This window comes from Halosolutus sp. YCN4 (genome assembly GCF_059736495.1).
In genome coordinates this window covers 1,056,369-1,070,659 of the sequence record NZ_JCASSM010000001.1, presented here as the reverse complement: position 1 = coordinate 1,070,659, position 14,291 = coordinate 1,056,369, and the positions used below count along the sequence as shown (strand labels likewise).

Sequence of the window (14,291 nt, the reverse complement as noted above, 5' to 3'; positions counted from 1 at the left end):
GCAGGACGGCGTTGCGATCTGCGTGTAAATCGTTTCAGTTGCTACCACAGCGCCCCCGTCAGTAATCCAGAGCAAAAATTCCACGTTGCCCAAACCTTTCGCTGTCTTGCAGGAACCTTTCCGTGGCTGGTCACGGAGTACCACGGGAACCAGATCTATGTACAAATACTGTCTCGAGTGTGACTGGCAGGTCAGTTCTGAGGAAGGGTACACGGAACGGGAGGTGTCGAAGAAAGCGATCGACCACTTCGTCGAGACGGGGCACACGGTCGACTCGCTACGGCTTCCGCCGCCGACGATCCTGGAGAACTAACGATCGTGCCGCCAGCGCGGTCCGCCGCCCGTCGGGACGGCGGCGATCACGCGTCGCCGGAGAGTCCGGCGAGGTCGAATTCTCCACCGATCTCGAACGTCCCGGTCTCGAAGTCGGCGTCGATCGCGACGATCGTTTCGCCGCCGATCACGTCGACGTGGATCGTCTCGTCGTCCGGGGTGACGCCGGCGAAGTGCGAGCCGGGGCCCGTATCGAGTTCCGCGACGGTCTCGCGATCGTCGACGGACACGATCCTGGTCGTGCCGCCGCTGGTGTTCGGAACCACGGCGTATCGGAACTCGGAGTCGAACGCGACCGTGTGCGGAGTGTCCACCTCGCTGTCGCCGAGCGAGCGTTCGGCCGCGACCGCGAGATCGCTTTCGCCCGCCGGCTCGAGGACGTACAGGGTCGCCGTGCCCTGGTCGATCGCCCACACCTCGTAGTCGTCGTTTTCGTCACCGGGGACGAGCCCGATTCCGTGGAAGTCGCTGGCGTCGTTGCCCGCGTCCGGCTGGACCGTTTCGAGCGGGTCCCGTTCCGCGACGTCGACGACCGCGACGCCGGGTTCGTCGCCCGCGATGGCGTGCGTCGCGGATTGCGGGTTCGGGCCGCGGGTCGTCACGTACGCGTACGCGCCGTCCGGCGCGATCGTCACGGTGTCGGGCGAGGAAGCGACGGCGTCGATCTCCGCGACGACCTCGTCGGTCTCGGTGTCGATCACGATCGCGTCTTCGGTGTCGCGGTTGACCATCCACAGTTCCTCGGCGTCCGGCGTGAACGCGACGCCGTGGGCGTCCGCGCCGGCGCTGTCACCGCTCGCGAGCCGTTCGTGGCGCTCCGTGTCGTACACCCACCACTCGCCCGCCGGGTCGGTTTCGGCGGTGTCGGCGACGCCGCCGTTGAGGTACAGTTTGGGCTCCTCGGGGTGGGCGATCGCCCCGTAGTTCGCGGGGACGTCCGGAAACCCGGTCTCGATCGCTCCGGTCTCGACGTCGATCACCAGCACGCCGGCGTCGCCGTAGCCCGGACCGAGCGTCACGTAGGCGTACCGGCCGCCCTGGACGTAGTCGTGACTGATCGGGCCGACGCTGTCGAACCCCATCCTGCCCGGGTCACCGTCCTCGGCGGCCGCGTCGTCGTTGCGGGCGTCGTCGCTCTCGTCGCGCTCGTCACCGCCCAGACAGCCGGCGAGCGCGATCGCTCCGCCCGTGGCCTGCAGAACGCGCCGTCGGGGCAGTCGTCCGGTCACGTCCGATCGGTGGCCGCCGGGCGATCAAAACACCTTCGCAACCGCGGTGACCGGGGGACACGCGGCCGCGATGGGTGCGGGAGATCAGACGGCGATCACGGGGTATAATGGCTCGCGGTCCGTACGTACGCGGACGACGAATGAACCGTCGACGAGTGCTGTCCACCGGCGCGGCGATCGGCGTCTCCACCTGTCTGGCCGGGTGTTTCGACGGCGACGAGGAAGAATCCGGTGCGGAGAACGACCCCGGCGGCGAGCGCGGCGAGGACGACGATCGCGGCTTCGCGACGATGGCCCGCGTCGAGGACCCGCCGGACGCGGTCTACCTGCCCTCCCACCGCGACGGAATGATCGGTCTGGAGACGGTGCGGGCCGGCGACGTCGCCGTCGCGCCGATGCTGTCGATCCCCCACTCCTTCTGGACCTGGCCGGGGCCGGAACGGGTCGATCCCCCGCCGAGCGACGCCGTCCACCTGATGGTGTCCGTCCGGGATCCCGACACCGGGACCGTGCTCCCGGTCGACGCCAGCGTATCGATCGAGGTCTCGAAAGACGGGGCGGTCGTCTCGGATCAGCGCCCGTGGACGATGCTCTCGCAGGGGATGGGGTACCACCTCGGCGACAACTACCGGATCGACGGCAACGGGACGTACACGGCGACCGTCTCGATCGGGCCGATCGCGGACGTCCGCCTGACCGGCGCGTTCGAGGACCGGTTCGACGAGCGGGCCACGGCGACGTTCGAGTTCGAGATCGACGACGAGCGCAGGCAGGAACTCGTCGACCGGAGCGCGTACTTCGACGAGGATCGCTGGGGCGACCGGGAGGCCGTGCCGCCGATGGGGGACGGGGACGGCCACGCGATGCCGTACTCGTCGCTGCCGCCGGCCGACGACCTGCCGGGGACCCTCCTCGGCGAGCCGACCCACGACGACGGCGTCTACGTGACGACGCTACTGCCCGCGGGCTCGCGGTTCGTCGACGGCGACGAGCGCTACCTCGTCGTCTCGCCCCGGACGCCGTACAACCAGTGTGTCTTGCCCCAGCAGTCCCTCTCGATGCGGCTCGAACGGGACGGGGAGACGATCGAGGAGGCACCCTCCCTTACGGCGACCCTCGACGACGAACTGGGGTTTCACTACGGAGTCCCGATCGCGGAGCCGCGGGCAGGGGACGACCTCGTCGTCTCGGTGGACGCGCCGCCGCAGGTCGCCCGCCACCAGGGGTACGAAACCGCCTTCCGGTCGACGGGCGACCTGTCGATCGAACTCGAGGAGGTGCCGTAGCCGTGCGACGCACGGCGCGCGCGCTCGCGATCGTCCTCGTTCTCGTCGCCGTCACGAGCGTCACGACTGTCGGGTTCGCCGGGATGGGAGGCGCAAGCGACAGCGCGACGATCCTGGAGGTCGAACCGGAGACGGCCCGGGCACCACCGGGCGAGACGATCCACGTCGCGATCCGACTGTACAACGACGGCGGCTACGGCGGAGTCGGCGTCGAACGCGTCGCGTTCGGGATCGAGTACGATAGCGACGTCCTGACGATCGACTCGATCACTCGCGGCCCCTGGCTCGAACAGGGCAACGAGACGGAGATCGTCACCGAGGTCGACGTCGACGAGGCGGCCGGCTACGCCTTCGTCGAGCAGTACCGCGACCCGGTCGCCGGCGGCGCGGCGGGCAACGATCGCGCGGCGACGGTCACGTTCACCGTCGCGGAGGACGCCGACGGTGCGCGGTCCCCGGTGAACGTGACGGACGTCGAGACCGAGTTGACCACCGACTGGCCCCAGACCGCGTTCACCCACAACGGGAGCGTCTCCGTCACGGCCGACGGCGACGTCGTCGACGCCTCGCCGCCGGAGCGAACCCCCGATTACGAGGCATCGACCGACGACGGCGGCAGCGATTCGATCCCCGGCCTCGGCGTCGTCGCCGCCCTCGTGGCACTCGCCGTGCTCGCCGGGATCGCGGCGCTCCGGCGGGACTGAAGCCGCCGCTCGCGAGGTGTTTTTTCCATTCGCGGAACGGCTACGCCGATCGACCGCTCTATCCGCGCCGTTCGAGAATCCGATCGACGATCAGCCGCGTCGACAGCAGTTCGTCCTCGCCGCCCGGTTCGCGGCCGCTCGCGCGCTCGACCGTACAGTCGATGCCGCGGCGATCGAGTTCCGCTTCGATCGCGTCGGCGTCGTGGTGCTGGTCGTGGCCCAGCGCGATCACGTCGGGATCGATCTCCTCGATCGGGACGAAGATGTCCTCCTCGTGGCCGAGGATGGCCTCGTCGACGGCTTCGAGCGCGTCGACGACGTCCCGGCGCTGCGTCGCCGGGCAGATCGGCGCTTCCTTGTGGTCGACGTTCGCCTTCCGGGCGACGATGACGATCAGTTCGTCGCCCATCGCCGCGGCCTCTTCGAGGTAGTGGACGTGGCCGGGGTGGAGGATGTCGAAGGTCCCCTGGGCGATCACCGTCCGCGTCATGGCGTCGTCCACCTCGGCGTCTCGTGGCCGTTCGGGCCGTCGGTTCTCGCCGTCATCGTCGCAGTTCCTCGTCGATGTCCGCCTGGGTAAAATCGAAGAACTCCTCGGTGTCCGGGAGGTCGACGTCGAGGACGTTCAGGGTCGTCGGCTGACCCTGCGAGTCGAAGGCCTTCCAGTCGCTCCGGCGGTAGGGCGCGCCGATGATGACGTGGACGCTGCCCCGGCCGAACGTTTCGAGGTCCGCGCTGCTCGGTCGGATGACCCCGTTCGGGTGCGAGTGGATGCTCCCGAGCGCCTTCACGTCGTTCGGAATCTGGCTCGTCTTGACGGTCGCGCTCACGCTGTTCGTCTCGGTCCCCGGCACCACGAGAATGTCCGTGATGACGAGGCCGTCCCGATCGAGTCCCAGTCTGTCTGCCTCGGTCCCCCGGAGAAACCCCATGTACTCGTTGGGATGGGTAGCCTCCGAGGACTCGAGGGCGAACTCGAGGGTCTCCTCGGCGATGCCGAGGATCTCGTTCGAGCGAAACAGCGCGTCGAGCAGCCCCATGTCCGTACCTGTGGGCTTGCCGTTGCTAAACGTTCCGAAAGGGGACCCGTCGATCGGTCGGGCCGATCGATCGGCTCAGGCCCCCTCGCCGTCCTTCCGAACGATCCCGTCGAACGTGCCGTACAGTACGTCCTCGTCGTCCTCGTTGGTGCAGACGGCGGAGCACTTGAGTTCGTAGTGGCGATCGGTTTCGATGACTCGATCGACGACCATCCGACAGGTGATCGTCTCGCCCGTCCGGACCGGTCTGCGAAACTCGAGGTCCATGTTGCGGGCGATGTAGCTCATGTCGCCGCCGATCTTGGTCGGAATGGTCGCCGTCAGCAACCCCTGGACGATCACCTGTCCGTCCTCGTCTGGCTCCGTATGAATGGCCTGCTGATCGCCGGAGAGTTCGCCGAAGTCCCGAACGTCCTCGCGATCGAAGGTCCGCTCGTAGGTGTACTCGTCGCCTTCCGCCGGTGGGTGCGAGATGGACATGTAGGACACGTTTCGTCGATCGATCTTGTAACTGACGTGGACGAACGCACGATCCCTCGCCCTGCCGGGTCACGCCCGACCGACTGCCGTCCCGCCGAGATTCGATCGCGATTCCGCCCGCCCGGAAATCCGGCTCGATCGATCGCTCGTCGCTTCTTGACAAGGGTTATACGCGACCGTCTCAAATTACGGGCCAAGATGACACCCACGCCCGCCGGCAATGCCGGCACAGACGACGGGGATTCCGTCGTCTACGATCTCGCCGCAGAGTGTACCGCAGAGGACGTCGAAGGGGACACGCCCTACCTCGCCGAAATCAACGGTATCGTCGACTACGGCGTCTTCGTCGATCTCTCCGAATCCGTCTCCGGACTCGTCCACGAGTCCGTTCTCGAAGGTACCTTCGCCGTCGGCGACGAACTCGTCGTCGAACTCGAGAGCGTTCGCGACAACGGCGACATGGCGTTCCAGCCGGCCGGCGTCGAGGAGTACACGCTCCAGACCGTCGCCCACGACTACTCCCTGACCGGGACCGATCGGCTCGGGGCCAACGTCGGCGATCAGATCCACCTCGAAGGTGAGGTCGTCCAGGTCAAACAGACCGGCGGCCCGACGATCTTCCACGTCGCCGACGAGTACGGCGTCGTCCCCTGTGCCGCGTTCGAGGAGGCGGGCGTCCGTGCCTACCCGAAAATCGAGGTCGGTGACGTCGTCCGCGTCACCGGTACCCCGGAACACCGCGAGAACTCCCTGCAGGTCGAGGTCGACGGCCTCTCGAAACTCGACGGCGAGGACGCCGACGAGGCCCGCGAACGGCTCGAGACGGCCCTCGAATCCCGCGCCGAACCCCACGACGTCGAACCGCTGATCGACTGGCCGGCGTTCGAAAAGCTCCGTCCCGACCTCCGCGAGGTCGCGAAACTGCTCCGGCGGACGGTGCTCGAAGGCCGCCCGATCCGCGTGCGCCACCACGCCGACGGCGACGGCATGTGTGCCGCCGTCCCGGTCCAGATCGCCCTCCAGCGGTTCATCGCCGACGTCCACGAGGACGACGACGCGCCGCGACACCTCATCAAGCGCCTGCCCGCGAAGGCGCCGTTCTACGAGATGGAGGACGCGACGCGGGATCTCAACTTCGCGCTCGAGGACCGCGAGAAGCACGGCCAGCAACTCCCGCTCTTGCTCATGCTGGACAACGGCTCGACCGCCGAGGACGTCCCGGCCTACGAGACGCTGGCCCACTACGACATCCCGATCGCCGTCGTCGACCACCACCATCCCGATCCCGACGCGGTCGGCGACCTGCTCGACGCCCACGTCAACCCGTACCTCCACGACGAGGACTACCGGATCACGACGGGGATGCTCTGCGTCGAACTCGCGCGGATGATCTACCCCGACCTGACCGACGAACTCCGCCACGTCCCCGCCGTCGCCGGCCTCGCGGACCGATCGAAGGCCGACGCGATGGACGACTACCTCGACCTCGCCGCCGAGGAGGGGTTCGACGAGGAGCGACTGAAAGACGTCAGCGAGGCGCTCGACTACGCCGCGTTCTGGCTGCGCTACAACTCCGGCGACCAGTTGATCGAGGACCTGCTCCAGATCGACACCGGCGACGAGAAACGCCACCGGGAACTCGTCTCCTTCTTCGCCGATCGCGCTCGCGAGGAGGTCGACGACCAGCTAGACGCCGCGATGGCCCACCTCGAACACGAGGATCTCGACAACGGCGCGCACCTCTACCGCATCGACGTCGAGAACTACGCGCACCGCTTTACCTATCCCGCGCCGGGCAAGACCACCGGCGAGATCCACGATCGCAAGATCGAGGAAACCGGCGATCCCGTGATTACGGTCGGCTACGGCCCGGACTTCGCCGTCCTGCGCAGTGACGGCGTCCGACTCGACATCCCGCAGATGGTCTCGGAACTCGAGGAGGAAGTTCCGGGCGGGGGCGTCTCCGGCGGCGGCCACCTCGTCGTCGGCTCGATCAAGTTCGTCAAGGGCAAACGCGAGGACGTGATCGAGGCGCTCGTCGAAAAGATGGAGGACGCGGAGATCGACGAGGAACTCTCGAGTGCGGCCCCGATCGACGACTGATCGGCACGGGTCGATCGCGCTCCGCCCGCAAAGCGTCGTCTCACGGCCCCCGGATCGACGGTCCGGGACGGGACGACCGCGTCGCGGCCGACGGACCCCGACGACAGCACAGATGACACCAACCGATCGACGCGACAGTATCGAACCCGCGACCGTCGTCCTCGTCTCGGAGTCGGCGGACCTGGTCCAGTGGACCCAGGAGAATCTCGCGGACGGGCCTCAGATCGACCTCCGCGTCGTCGCGGACGTCGACGAGGCCCTCGCGGTTCTCGATCGCCGTGAGCCGTCCGCCGACGCCTCGCTCGCGAGTCTCGTTCTGCTCGACGTCAGAGACGGGATCGACGGGATCGAATTTCTCGAGGCGGTCGTCGACGACCCGTCCCTCGCGCGGATTCCGGTGCTCGTCCTCGGCGAGTTACCGGCGGATCGCCCGGACGCGGACGCGGAACCGGCGGGGGCGGGACCTGACGTGGGCCGGTACTACGATCGCCACGCGAACGCGTACGTCCCGGTGCCGACCGATCGCGATGCGCTCGCCGACGTGCTGGATCGGATCACGACGTTCTGGGTCTCGACGGCGCGGCTCCCGAACCGGCAGGATCGTCGCCGCTAGAACTGGTAACGTCGCTCGTCGTCCATCGTCGGGTACTGGTCCGCACCGGTCATCTCCTCGAAGGTCATCCCGGAGAGGTACTCGTCGTAGGTGACGTCGTAGGTCGATCGGAGCTGGAAGTCGAGTTTGCCGCTGTCGACGGTCGTCTGGAACAGCAGGTGGATCGCCCGGCGGACGAGTTCGTCGGTGTCCTCGGGGTCGAGCGCGGCCTCGAGGAGGGCGAGTTCGTTGCGCGTCTCCCGATCGAGGCTGACGGTCTGCTCCGCGTCGATGCCGGCGTATCGCTGCTCTACGTCCTCGGTGAGATCGTCGAGGCTCATACGGAAGCGGAATCGAGCCGATCGGATAGCCTTTTCGTGGTCGCGGCGGGTCGCGCGTTCGGGAGGACGACTCGATCGATCCCGGGACCGGCGACGGCGTGCAGTCAGGACACGTCCGCTTCGGGCCGTGATCTCACCCGCCCGTATCCGGTTCGAACTCGTCGGAATCGTCCAGTTCGAGGAGCGTGACGCTCCCGTCGCCGTTCACCAGGACCACGTATCCGGCGTACTCGAAGCGAACCCTCCCGTTCGCGTCCTCCTTGTCCCGGAACAGTTCGTTCAGTGCCGACGGATCGGTGACTTCGTAGAGGGGCGGGCACTCGATCGGATCGATGCCCAGCGCGTCCGCGACGGCTCCGATCACTCGAATACTCGGGTCCGGATCGTCCGCGAACGGTGGGCCGCTCTCACCTGTTGTCCTGTCAATCGTCTTCATGTGATTTCCGGTGGATGAGATACCATACGATCCGAGATAACCGTACACCCACACAGGTATGTATGTCACAGTACGTGTACGTTATCGCCGGCTCGACCCGCGGAGCGTGTGCGCGGCTGGCGGGGGTCAATCGAGGCCGCGCTCACGTTCGCGATCAGTAGACGTAAGACGGGCCACTCGCTAGCACGATCGATGAGCGACGTCGAGTCAGCGGAAGACGCCGACGCCGGCGAGGAGGGACCGGAGTGGTCGCTTCCCGACGACCTCGCCGCGGTCCGGAAGGCGCTGATCGAGTGGTACGAGGCCGACCACCGCGCGTTCCCGTGGCGCGAGACCGACGACCCCTACGAGATCCTCGTCAGCGAGGTGATGAGCCAGCAGACCCAGCTCGATCGGGTCGTCGAGGCCTGGGAAGCGTTTCTCGATCGCTGGCCGACGACCGCGGCCCTGGCGGCGGCCGATCGGGCAGACGTCGTCGGCTTCTGGACTGACCACAGCCTCGGCTACAACAACCGGGCAAAGTACCTCCACGAGGCCGCCACTCAGGTCGAAACGGAGCACGATGGCGCGTTTCCGACCGATCCAGAGGGGCTTCAGGACCTGATGGGCGTCGGTCCCTACACCGCGAACGCCGTGGCGAGTTTCGCGTTCAACGCTGGCGACGCGGTCGTCGACACGAACGTCAAGCGGGTCACGTACCGGGCCTTCGACGTGCCGGACGACGACGCGGCCTTCGAGGCGGCCGCGAACGAACTCATGCCCGCGGGCGAGTCGCGCGTCTGGAACAACGCGATCATGGAACTCGGAGGCGTGGCCTGCACGCAGACGCCGCGTTGCGACGAGGTCGGCTGTCCGTGGCGCGAGTGGTGTCACGCGTACCAGAGCGGCGACTTCACCGCCCCCGACGTCCCCACCCAGCCCAGTTTCGAGGGGAGCCGTCGCCAGTTCCGCGGCCGCGTGATCGGCACCTTGCGTGAGTACGACGAACTCGCGATCGACACCCTCGGCCACCGCATCCGGGTCGACTACGCCCCAGACGGCGAGTACGGTCGGGAGTGGCTCCACGGCCTGCTCGAGGACCTCGCGGCGGACGGGCTCGTCGACCTCGATCGGTCGGGCGACGAACCGATCGCCAGGCTCCAGCGCTGATCCGGGAGCGCCGTCGGCCGGATCGAATGACGCATCTTTATCAGCGGCTGTCACGAAGAGTAACATATGTTCGAACGTGTAACACACGCGCTGAACCGCGCCCGCTACGCGGCGACCGGGGCGGCGATCGGGGCCTTCGTCGGTGGATTGATCAGTCGAAACGGTGCCAGCACGGGCGCGGCGATCGGCGCGCTGGTCGGTGCGACGGTCGGCGAGAAGCGAGAGGACGTCGACGCGGCCATCGAGCGACTCGGTGACCTGAACGGCGGCCTGCGATCCGGCCCGGAGTCGGACGTCCGGGACTGACGCGCGCCGCTTTTTTCTCCGCGACTCGACCTCACTGTCCATTCTCGACTCGAATCCGAACCGTCAAACCCGTCAGTCGACTCGCGTAGCGTATGGCGGTGCTCGTTCGACTGGTCGCCTTGCTGGTCGTGCTGTTGCTCGGTACGGGACTGCGGGCGATCGGCGTCCTGGACGCCGGTCGGACGGCGCGGCTCAAAGCCGTCGCCCTCCCGGCGCTGATCGTTGTCTCGACGTACGACCGGGCGATCGGTGACCTCCTCTCGCCGGCGCTGCTCGGGGGACTCCTCGTCGTGCTGTTCGGGACTGCGGGGCTGGCCTGGGTCGTCCACCGGGGCCGGGGATCGAACGGTCGTCGGAGCGTCGCGATCGTCCAGTCGTACCACTCGAACCTGGGCTATCTCGGTCTGCCGCTCGTGGCGGCGACGTTCGACGGCGCGGTGACGGCGATCGCGAGCGTCGTCCTCGGCGTCGTCTCCTTGATGCAGGTGCCCCTGACGATCGTCGTGTTGACGTCGCTCAACGGGGCCGAGGCCGCCGTCGGCGACGAACTGCGATCGTAGAGCGCCTCGAACGGGTCGAACAGGGCGAGTTCGCCGAGACGTCGATCGATCGAACCGACGGCTTCGTCCACGTCGAGGCCGTCGTCGACCTGCCGCCTGAGCGGGACCGCGACGCCGCACCCGACGCGCGGGTTCGCGCCCACCCAGTGGCCGACGAGGGTATCGTGACGTTCGAACACCTCGATGGCGAGTCGATCGACACCGACGAACTCGAGGTGTGGCTCGACGGCGAACTCGCGGACGCGCAACTCGCCGACGAGTACGACGCCTTCGCGGAGGGGGATACCTTCGAACTCGAGACGGGGCCGATCGCCGACGTCGGACTGCGCTGGTTCGACGAGGCCGAGGACGTCTACTACTACTACGATACGGCCCTCGTCGGCGGCGACTCGTTCGAAGTGAGCTACGACGGCGACGACAAGGTCGAGATCACCTACGTCGGTAACCTCGAGGTCGACTCGGATCGCCTCGAGCTGGATCACCGGACTGACGACGGTCCGTCCGCCCCCGAACGGACGGAGATCGACGACGTGTCGGGATCGCTCACGGCCGGCGAAACGATCACGGTCGAAGACGTCACGCTCGGCGATCGCGTCTCCCTCCAGCTGGCGACACCGGCCAACCCGAACCGCGGACAGCGGCCGCTCGCTCGCTACCACGTCCGACCGCCCCGAATGCGCCTGCGCAGACACGACGAGGGCGTCGTCGCGCGATACTACGATCGCCAGGACCGCGACGCCGGGGAGTTCCGCGTGCTGGTCGAAGACGACCCGGGCGACGTCCAGTTCGAAGACGTCACAGACACCCTCTCGGAGGGCGACGAGATCGAACTCGGTGACTTCGCACACGGCACCAGCGTCGCCGTGACGTGGCTCGAACCGGACGATCCCGTCGTCGTCGCAGAAACTATCGTACGCCCCTCCGTCCACATCCAACTCGCCTACGACGACGCCGAAGGGACGGTCACCGCCGAGCACGTGGACGGCGACGCGATCGCAGCCGACGACCTCGAACTTTGGTTCGACGGACAACCGGCCGACGACCAGCCAGCCGACGAGTACGAGACGTTCGAACCGGGCGACGAACTCGCGTCCGACGTGCAGCCGTTCACGTCGATCGAACTCGTCTGGAACGGCGGCGAGGACGTCGAGCACGGTCTCGGTCGCGCCATCGCCGGCCGGGAGTCGCTCGAGGCCAGGTACGATCCCGACGCGGCCGAGGTCGAACTCGTCTACACGGGCGAACAGCCGGCGGAACCGGACGGGCTACGGGTCGATCACACCACTGACGGGTCCACGGCGGACGGGGAAGCGCTGTTCGCACAGGAGTACGAGACCCTCACCCAGGGCGACGGGATCGCCCTCGAGGACGTCGCTCCGGAGGACCGGATCACCGTCATGCTGGTCCAGAACGGGGAGAATCACGCCTCTCACAGCTCGATATTCCGGTTTACTCCCGAGCCGAAATGGGCCTTCAGCATCGACGAGCGGGAGGACGGACTCGTCGCCGTCTATCGCGAGCGGACCGATCGTGATGCCGAGCACTTCGAGGTATTCGTCGACGGCGACCCCGCCGACGTGCAGCCGTCGGATCGACACGAGACGCTGTCGGCGGGCGACGAGGTCCCCCTCGGTGAGTACGATGTTGGCACCGAACTCACCATCGAGTGGACCGTCCCCGACGAGCCACGGGAAGTGACCGATCACGTCGTCCTCCCCGAGGCCGAGTTCGACTTCGACCACCGGCCGGACGACGGAACGGTCGTGGTCGAACACGTTGGCGGCGACGACATCGCTGCCGAGAATCTTGGGGTGGTCGTCGAACCGGTCCATTCCGAGCCGTCCGGCTGGGAGGACCACGAGACGGTCACGGAGGGCGATCGGACGACGGTCACCATCGAGGAGACCGAACGCGATCGCGGGGCGACGGTCGTTGCCGTCGTGTTCCAAGAGCACAGAGCGATCGCCCACGAACGAATCGACGACTGATCGCGTCGGTCTATCGGCCCCTACAGGAGCAGGAAGCCGACGATCGAGACGGCGATGAAGACGGCTTTCAGGCCGACGTTGACGGCGATCACCTTCGTCCCGAACTCCGCGCCCCAGATGCCGTACTGGAACGGGATCGATCGCTTGACCGTGCCGATCGTCAGCGAGACCAGACTCCCGACGAGCAGCGTGACGACCGCCTCCTCGGGGGTGAAGACGTCGCCGATCATGGGAGCGATCGCGATCGCCCCGCTGGTCGGGTCGACGGTCGAGACGAGGATGACGGGTACTGCGGCACCTGGAAGGCCGATCAGCGCGGTGAGCGGTTCGGCGATCCCGGTCATGGCCTCGAGGTCGACGTACTCGAGGCCGACGAAGACCAGCGAGTAGACGATCGCCAGCCGCGGGACGATCGATCGGAGGCGGTCGCCGGTCTTGCCGGTGGCGTGGCGAAGCTTTTCGCGGTGGGTGCGGGGGCCGTCGTCGCCGTCTCCGTCCGGAGCGTCGGGATCGATCGCACCGCTGTCGTACTCGTAGCCACGCAGGAGGACGGCCCCGGCGAGCAGGCCGACGATCGTGATCGCGAGCGAGATGCCGGCGCGCGCACCGACGTACATGAGTCCGACCTGGAGGCCGAGAATGGGGACGAGGACGGGGCCGTAGTAGGTGACGATGTGCTGGAGGAAGCCGAAGAACGTGTTGACGACGACGGCGATCAGCGTCGCGCGATCGTCCAGCAGGCCCGACTCGCGAAATTCGGCGAGCATGCCGTACCCCGCGGTGACCGAGACGGTGTTGGTGATGACCGCCGCGCCGACCTCCTCGGGGAGGTTCGCGGGTTCGGTGAGGTATCGGCCCGCGCGAGCGACGACGTCGACGATCCCGTAGGCGACGGCGAGATTCGCGAGTCCGACGCCGGCGCCGATCAGGAGCGTGATGGTGACGATCCGCGGGAGCGCCTCCGATAGCAGGATCGAGACGATCGACGGCACACCGCCCGCTTCGAACGCCGACAGCAAAGGGGCGTCGGATCGGGCAATCACGTCGACGGCGACCGATCGCCGGTCGTCGCCGGCGAACGGCGACGTGACGGCTGTGCACGCCGAATCGAGATCGGGTACCTATTTCCCGATCCCGTTCGTTACACCAGCCATGACCGACATCCACGTCGTCGCTCTCAGCGGGAGTCTGCGCGACGCGAGTTACACCAGGCGGGGCCTCGAACGGATGCTCACCGCGGCCGAGCGGGCCGGTGCCAGTACGGAACTGCTCGACCTCCGCGAGTTCGAGTTGCCGCTGTTCGACGCGGACGTCGACAGGGCTGACGCCGGCGACGCGGAGGATCTCGCCGGACGGGTCCGGGAGGCGGACGCGATCGTGCTCGGGACGCCGATGTACCACGGCTCCTACTCCTCGCCGCTGAAGACCGCCCTCGATTACTGCGGGTTCGACGAGTTCGAGGACAAGACCGTCGGCCTGCTGGCGGTCTCCGGCGGCGCGTTCCCCGTGACGGCCTTAGACCACATGCGATCGGTCTGTCGGGCGCTCAACGCGTGGGTGATCCCCCACGAGGCGGCGATCCCGAACGGGAGCGCGGCCTTCGAGGACGGCGAGTTCGTCGACCCGAAACTTGAAGAACGGGTCGCGACGCTCGGTCGGCGTGCGGTCCAGTACGCGACCATCGAACCGGACCCGGGATCGTTCGAGGGCGACCAGAACGTGGGTGCGGAAGGCAAGTGAAACG

At 67.5% G+C, this 14,291-nt stretch carries 16 protein-coding genes and 1 pseudogene; 10 read left to right on the top strand and 7 right to left on the bottom strand.

The window, feature by feature from the left end; genetic code table 11:
- Positions 1 to 157 precede the first annotated feature (157 nt).
- Positions 158 to 313 carry a hypothetical protein gene (locus tag AC6I6X_RS05280; protein WP_497929449.1) on the top strand — a complete coding sequence of 52 codons (156 nt, stop codon included), beginning with the start codon at positions 158 to 160 and terminating at the stop codon, positions 311 to 313.
- Positions 314 to 359: 46 nt separating this feature from the next.
- Here AC6I6X_RS05280 and AC6I6X_RS05275 read toward each other — a convergent pair whose 3' ends face one another.
- Positions 360 to 1,562 carry a YncE family protein gene (locus AC6I6X_RS05275; RefSeq protein ID WP_497929447.1) on the bottom strand — a complete coding sequence of 401 codons (1,203 nt, stop codon included), beginning with the start codon at positions 1,560 to 1,562 and terminating at the stop codon, positions 360 to 362.
- Between the two features lie 140 nt (positions 1,563 to 1,702).
- Between AC6I6X_RS05275 and AC6I6X_RS05270 the strand changes: the two genes are divergently transcribed.
- Entirely contained in the window at positions 1,703 to 2,848 is a 1,146-nt protein-coding gene (locus AC6I6X_RS05270; protein ID WP_497929446.1) for a DUF7350 domain-containing protein, read from the top strand.
- A 2-nt stretch (positions 2,849 to 2,850) separates the two neighbouring features.
- Positions 2,851 to 3,552, top strand: coding sequence for a cohesin domain-containing protein (locus AC6I6X_RS05265; RefSeq protein WP_497929445.1), 702 nt, complete (start codon positions 2,851 to 2,853; stop codon positions 3,550 to 3,552).
- Positions 3,553 to 3,610: 58 nt separating this feature from the next.
- On the opposite strand, the gene AC6I6X_RS05260 is transcribed toward AC6I6X_RS05265, so the two are convergent.
- From AC6I6X_RS05260 to AC6I6X_RS05250, 3 genes are all read right to left on the bottom strand, one after another.
- Positions 3,611 to 4,042 (bottom strand): FAD synthase family protein, encoded by a 432-nt coding sequence (locus AC6I6X_RS05260; protein ID WP_497929647.1) that lies wholly within the window; start codon positions 4,040 to 4,042, stop codon positions 3,611 to 3,613.
- 52 nt (positions 4,043 to 4,094) lie between these two features.
- On the bottom strand, positions 4,095 to 4,592 hold the full coding sequence (locus AC6I6X_RS05255) for a Mov34/MPN/PAD-1 family protein (protein WP_497929444.1): 498 nt from the start codon (positions 4,590 to 4,592) through the stop codon (positions 4,095 to 4,097).
- 75 nt (positions 4,593 to 4,667) lie between these two features.
- Positions 4,668 to 5,072, bottom strand: a complete 405-nt coding sequence (locus AC6I6X_RS05250; protein ID WP_497929443.1) for a MaoC/PaaZ C-terminal domain-containing protein — start codon at positions 5,070 to 5,072, stop codon at positions 4,668 to 4,670.
- Between the two features lie 198 nt (positions 5,073 to 5,270).
- Here AC6I6X_RS05250 and han point away from each other — a divergent pair, with 198 nt between their 5' ends.
- Together han and AC6I6X_RS05240 are read left to right on the top strand one after the other, a co-directional pair.
- Positions 5,271 to 7,175 (top strand): Hef-associated nuclease, encoded by a 1,905-nt coding sequence (gene han / locus AC6I6X_RS05245; protein WP_497929442.1) that lies wholly within the window; start codon positions 5,271 to 5,273, stop codon positions 7,173 to 7,175.
- Between the two features lie 112 nt (positions 7,176 to 7,287).
- Positions 7,288 to 7,788 carry a response regulator gene (locus AC6I6X_RS05240; RefSeq protein ID WP_497929441.1) on the top strand — a complete coding sequence of 167 codons (501 nt, stop codon included), beginning with the start codon at positions 7,288 to 7,290 and terminating at the stop codon, positions 7,786 to 7,788.
- Here AC6I6X_RS05240 and AC6I6X_RS05235 read toward each other — a convergent pair.
- Both AC6I6X_RS05235 and AC6I6X_RS05230 read right to left on the bottom strand, forming a co-directional pair.
- Positions 7,785 to 8,108 (bottom strand): ribbon-helix-helix protein, encoded by a 324-nt coding sequence (locus AC6I6X_RS05235; RefSeq protein WP_497929440.1) that lies wholly within the window; start codon positions 8,106 to 8,108, stop codon positions 7,785 to 7,787. The genes AC6I6X_RS05240 and AC6I6X_RS05235 overlap by 4 nt on opposite strands.
- A gap of 133 nt (positions 8,109 to 8,241) precedes the next feature.
- The gene (locus AC6I6X_RS05230) at positions 8,242 to 8,544 is read right to left on the bottom strand and encodes a HalOD1 output domain-containing protein (RefSeq protein WP_497929438.1); all 303 of its coding nucleotides are present in this window, start codon (positions 8,542 to 8,544) and stop codon (positions 8,242 to 8,244) included.
- 192 nt (positions 8,545 to 8,736) lie between these two features.
- Here AC6I6X_RS05230 and AC6I6X_RS05225 point away from each other — a divergent pair, with 192 nt between their 5' ends.
- The 4 genes and pseudogenes from AC6I6X_RS05225 to AC6I6X_RS05210 all read left to right on the top strand — a co-directional run bounded on the left by AC6I6X_RS05225 (position 8,737) and on the right by AC6I6X_RS05210 (position 12,547).
- The gene (locus tag AC6I6X_RS05225; RefSeq protein WP_497929437.1) at positions 8,737 to 9,693 is read left to right on the top strand and encodes an HhH-GPD family protein; all 957 of its coding nucleotides are present in this window, start codon (positions 8,737 to 8,739) and stop codon (positions 9,691 to 9,693) included.
- A gap of 66 nt (positions 9,694 to 9,759) precedes the next feature.
- Positions 9,760 to 9,999 (top strand): YMGG-like glycine zipper-containing protein, encoded by a 240-nt coding sequence (locus AC6I6X_RS05220; RefSeq protein WP_497929436.1) that lies wholly within the window; start codon positions 9,760 to 9,762, stop codon positions 9,997 to 9,999.
- A gap of 92 nt (positions 10,000 to 10,091) precedes the next feature.
- A pseudogene (locus AC6I6X_RS05215) lies at positions 10,092 to 10,553 on the top strand (AEC family transporter); the annotation flags it as partial.
- 170 nt (positions 10,554 to 10,723) lie between these two features.
- On the top strand, positions 10,724 to 12,547 hold the full coding sequence (locus AC6I6X_RS05210) for a hypothetical protein (RefSeq protein WP_497929435.1): 1,824 nt from the start codon (positions 10,724 to 10,726) through the stop codon (positions 12,545 to 12,547).
- Positions 12,548 to 12,567: 20 nt separating this feature from the next.
- Here the strand turns inward: AC6I6X_RS05210 and AC6I6X_RS05205 are convergent, their stop codons facing one another.
- Complete coding sequence (locus tag AC6I6X_RS05205) at positions 12,568 to 13,539, bottom strand: nucleoside recognition protein (protein ID WP_497929434.1); 972 nt, start codon at positions 13,537 to 13,539, stop codon at positions 12,568 to 12,570.
- Between the two features lie 160 nt (positions 13,540 to 13,699).
- Here AC6I6X_RS05205 and AC6I6X_RS05200 point away from each other — a divergent pair, with 160 nt between their 5' ends.
- The gene (locus tag AC6I6X_RS05200; protein ID WP_497929433.1) at positions 13,700 to 14,287 is read left to right on the top strand and encodes an NADPH-dependent FMN reductase; all 588 of its coding nucleotides are present in this window, start codon (positions 13,700 to 13,702) and stop codon (positions 14,285 to 14,287) included.
- The last annotated feature ends 4 nt before the right edge of the window (positions 14,288 to 14,291 follow it).

What these genes read in the sequence shown, in the direction of transcription:
- AC6I6X_RS05280 (WP_497929449.1), top strand. Translation starts at nt 158, where the DNA reads ATGTACAAATACTGTCTCGAGTGTGACTGGCAGGTCAGTTCTGAGGAA.
- AC6I6X_RS05270 (WP_497929446.1), top strand. Translation starts at nt 1,703, where the DNA reads ATGAACCGTCGACGAGTGCTGTCCACCGGCGCGGCGATCGGCGTCTCC.
- AC6I6X_RS05260 (WP_497929647.1), bottom strand. Translation starts at nt 4,042, where the DNA reads ATGACGCGGACGGTGATCGCCCAGGGGACCTTCGACATCCTCCACCCC.
- AC6I6X_RS05255 (WP_497929444.1), bottom strand. Translation starts at nt 4,592, where the DNA reads ATGGGGCTGCTCGACGCGCTGTTTCGCTCGAACGAGATCCTCGGCATC.
- AC6I6X_RS05250 (WP_497929443.1), bottom strand. Translation starts at nt 5,072, where the DNA reads ATGTCCATCTCGCACCCACCGGCGGAAGGCGACGAGTACACCTACGAG.
- han (WP_497929442.1), top strand. Translation starts at nt 5,271, where the DNA reads ATGACACCCACGCCCGCCGGCAATGCCGGCACAGACGACGGGGATTCC.
- AC6I6X_RS05240 (WP_497929441.1), top strand. Translation starts at nt 7,288, where the DNA reads ATGACACCAACCGATCGACGCGACAGTATCGAACCCGCGACCGTCGTC.
- AC6I6X_RS05235 (WP_497929440.1), bottom strand. Translation starts at nt 8,108, where the DNA reads ATGAGCCTCGACGATCTCACCGAGGACGTAGAGCAGCGATACGCCGGC.
- AC6I6X_RS05230 (WP_497929438.1), bottom strand. Translation starts at nt 8,544, where the DNA reads ATGAAGACGATTGACAGGACAACAGGTGAGAGCGGCCCACCGTTCGCG.
- AC6I6X_RS05225 (WP_497929437.1), top strand. Translation starts at nt 8,737, where the DNA reads ATGAGCGACGTCGAGTCAGCGGAAGACGCCGACGCCGGCGAGGAGGGA.
- AC6I6X_RS05220 (WP_497929436.1), top strand. Translation starts at nt 9,760, where the DNA reads ATGTTCGAACGTGTAACACACGCGCTGAACCGCGCCCGCTACGCGGCG.
- AC6I6X_RS05200 (WP_497929433.1), top strand. Translation starts at nt 13,700, where the DNA reads ATGACCGACATCCACGTCGTCGCTCTCAGCGGGAGTCTGCGCGACGCG.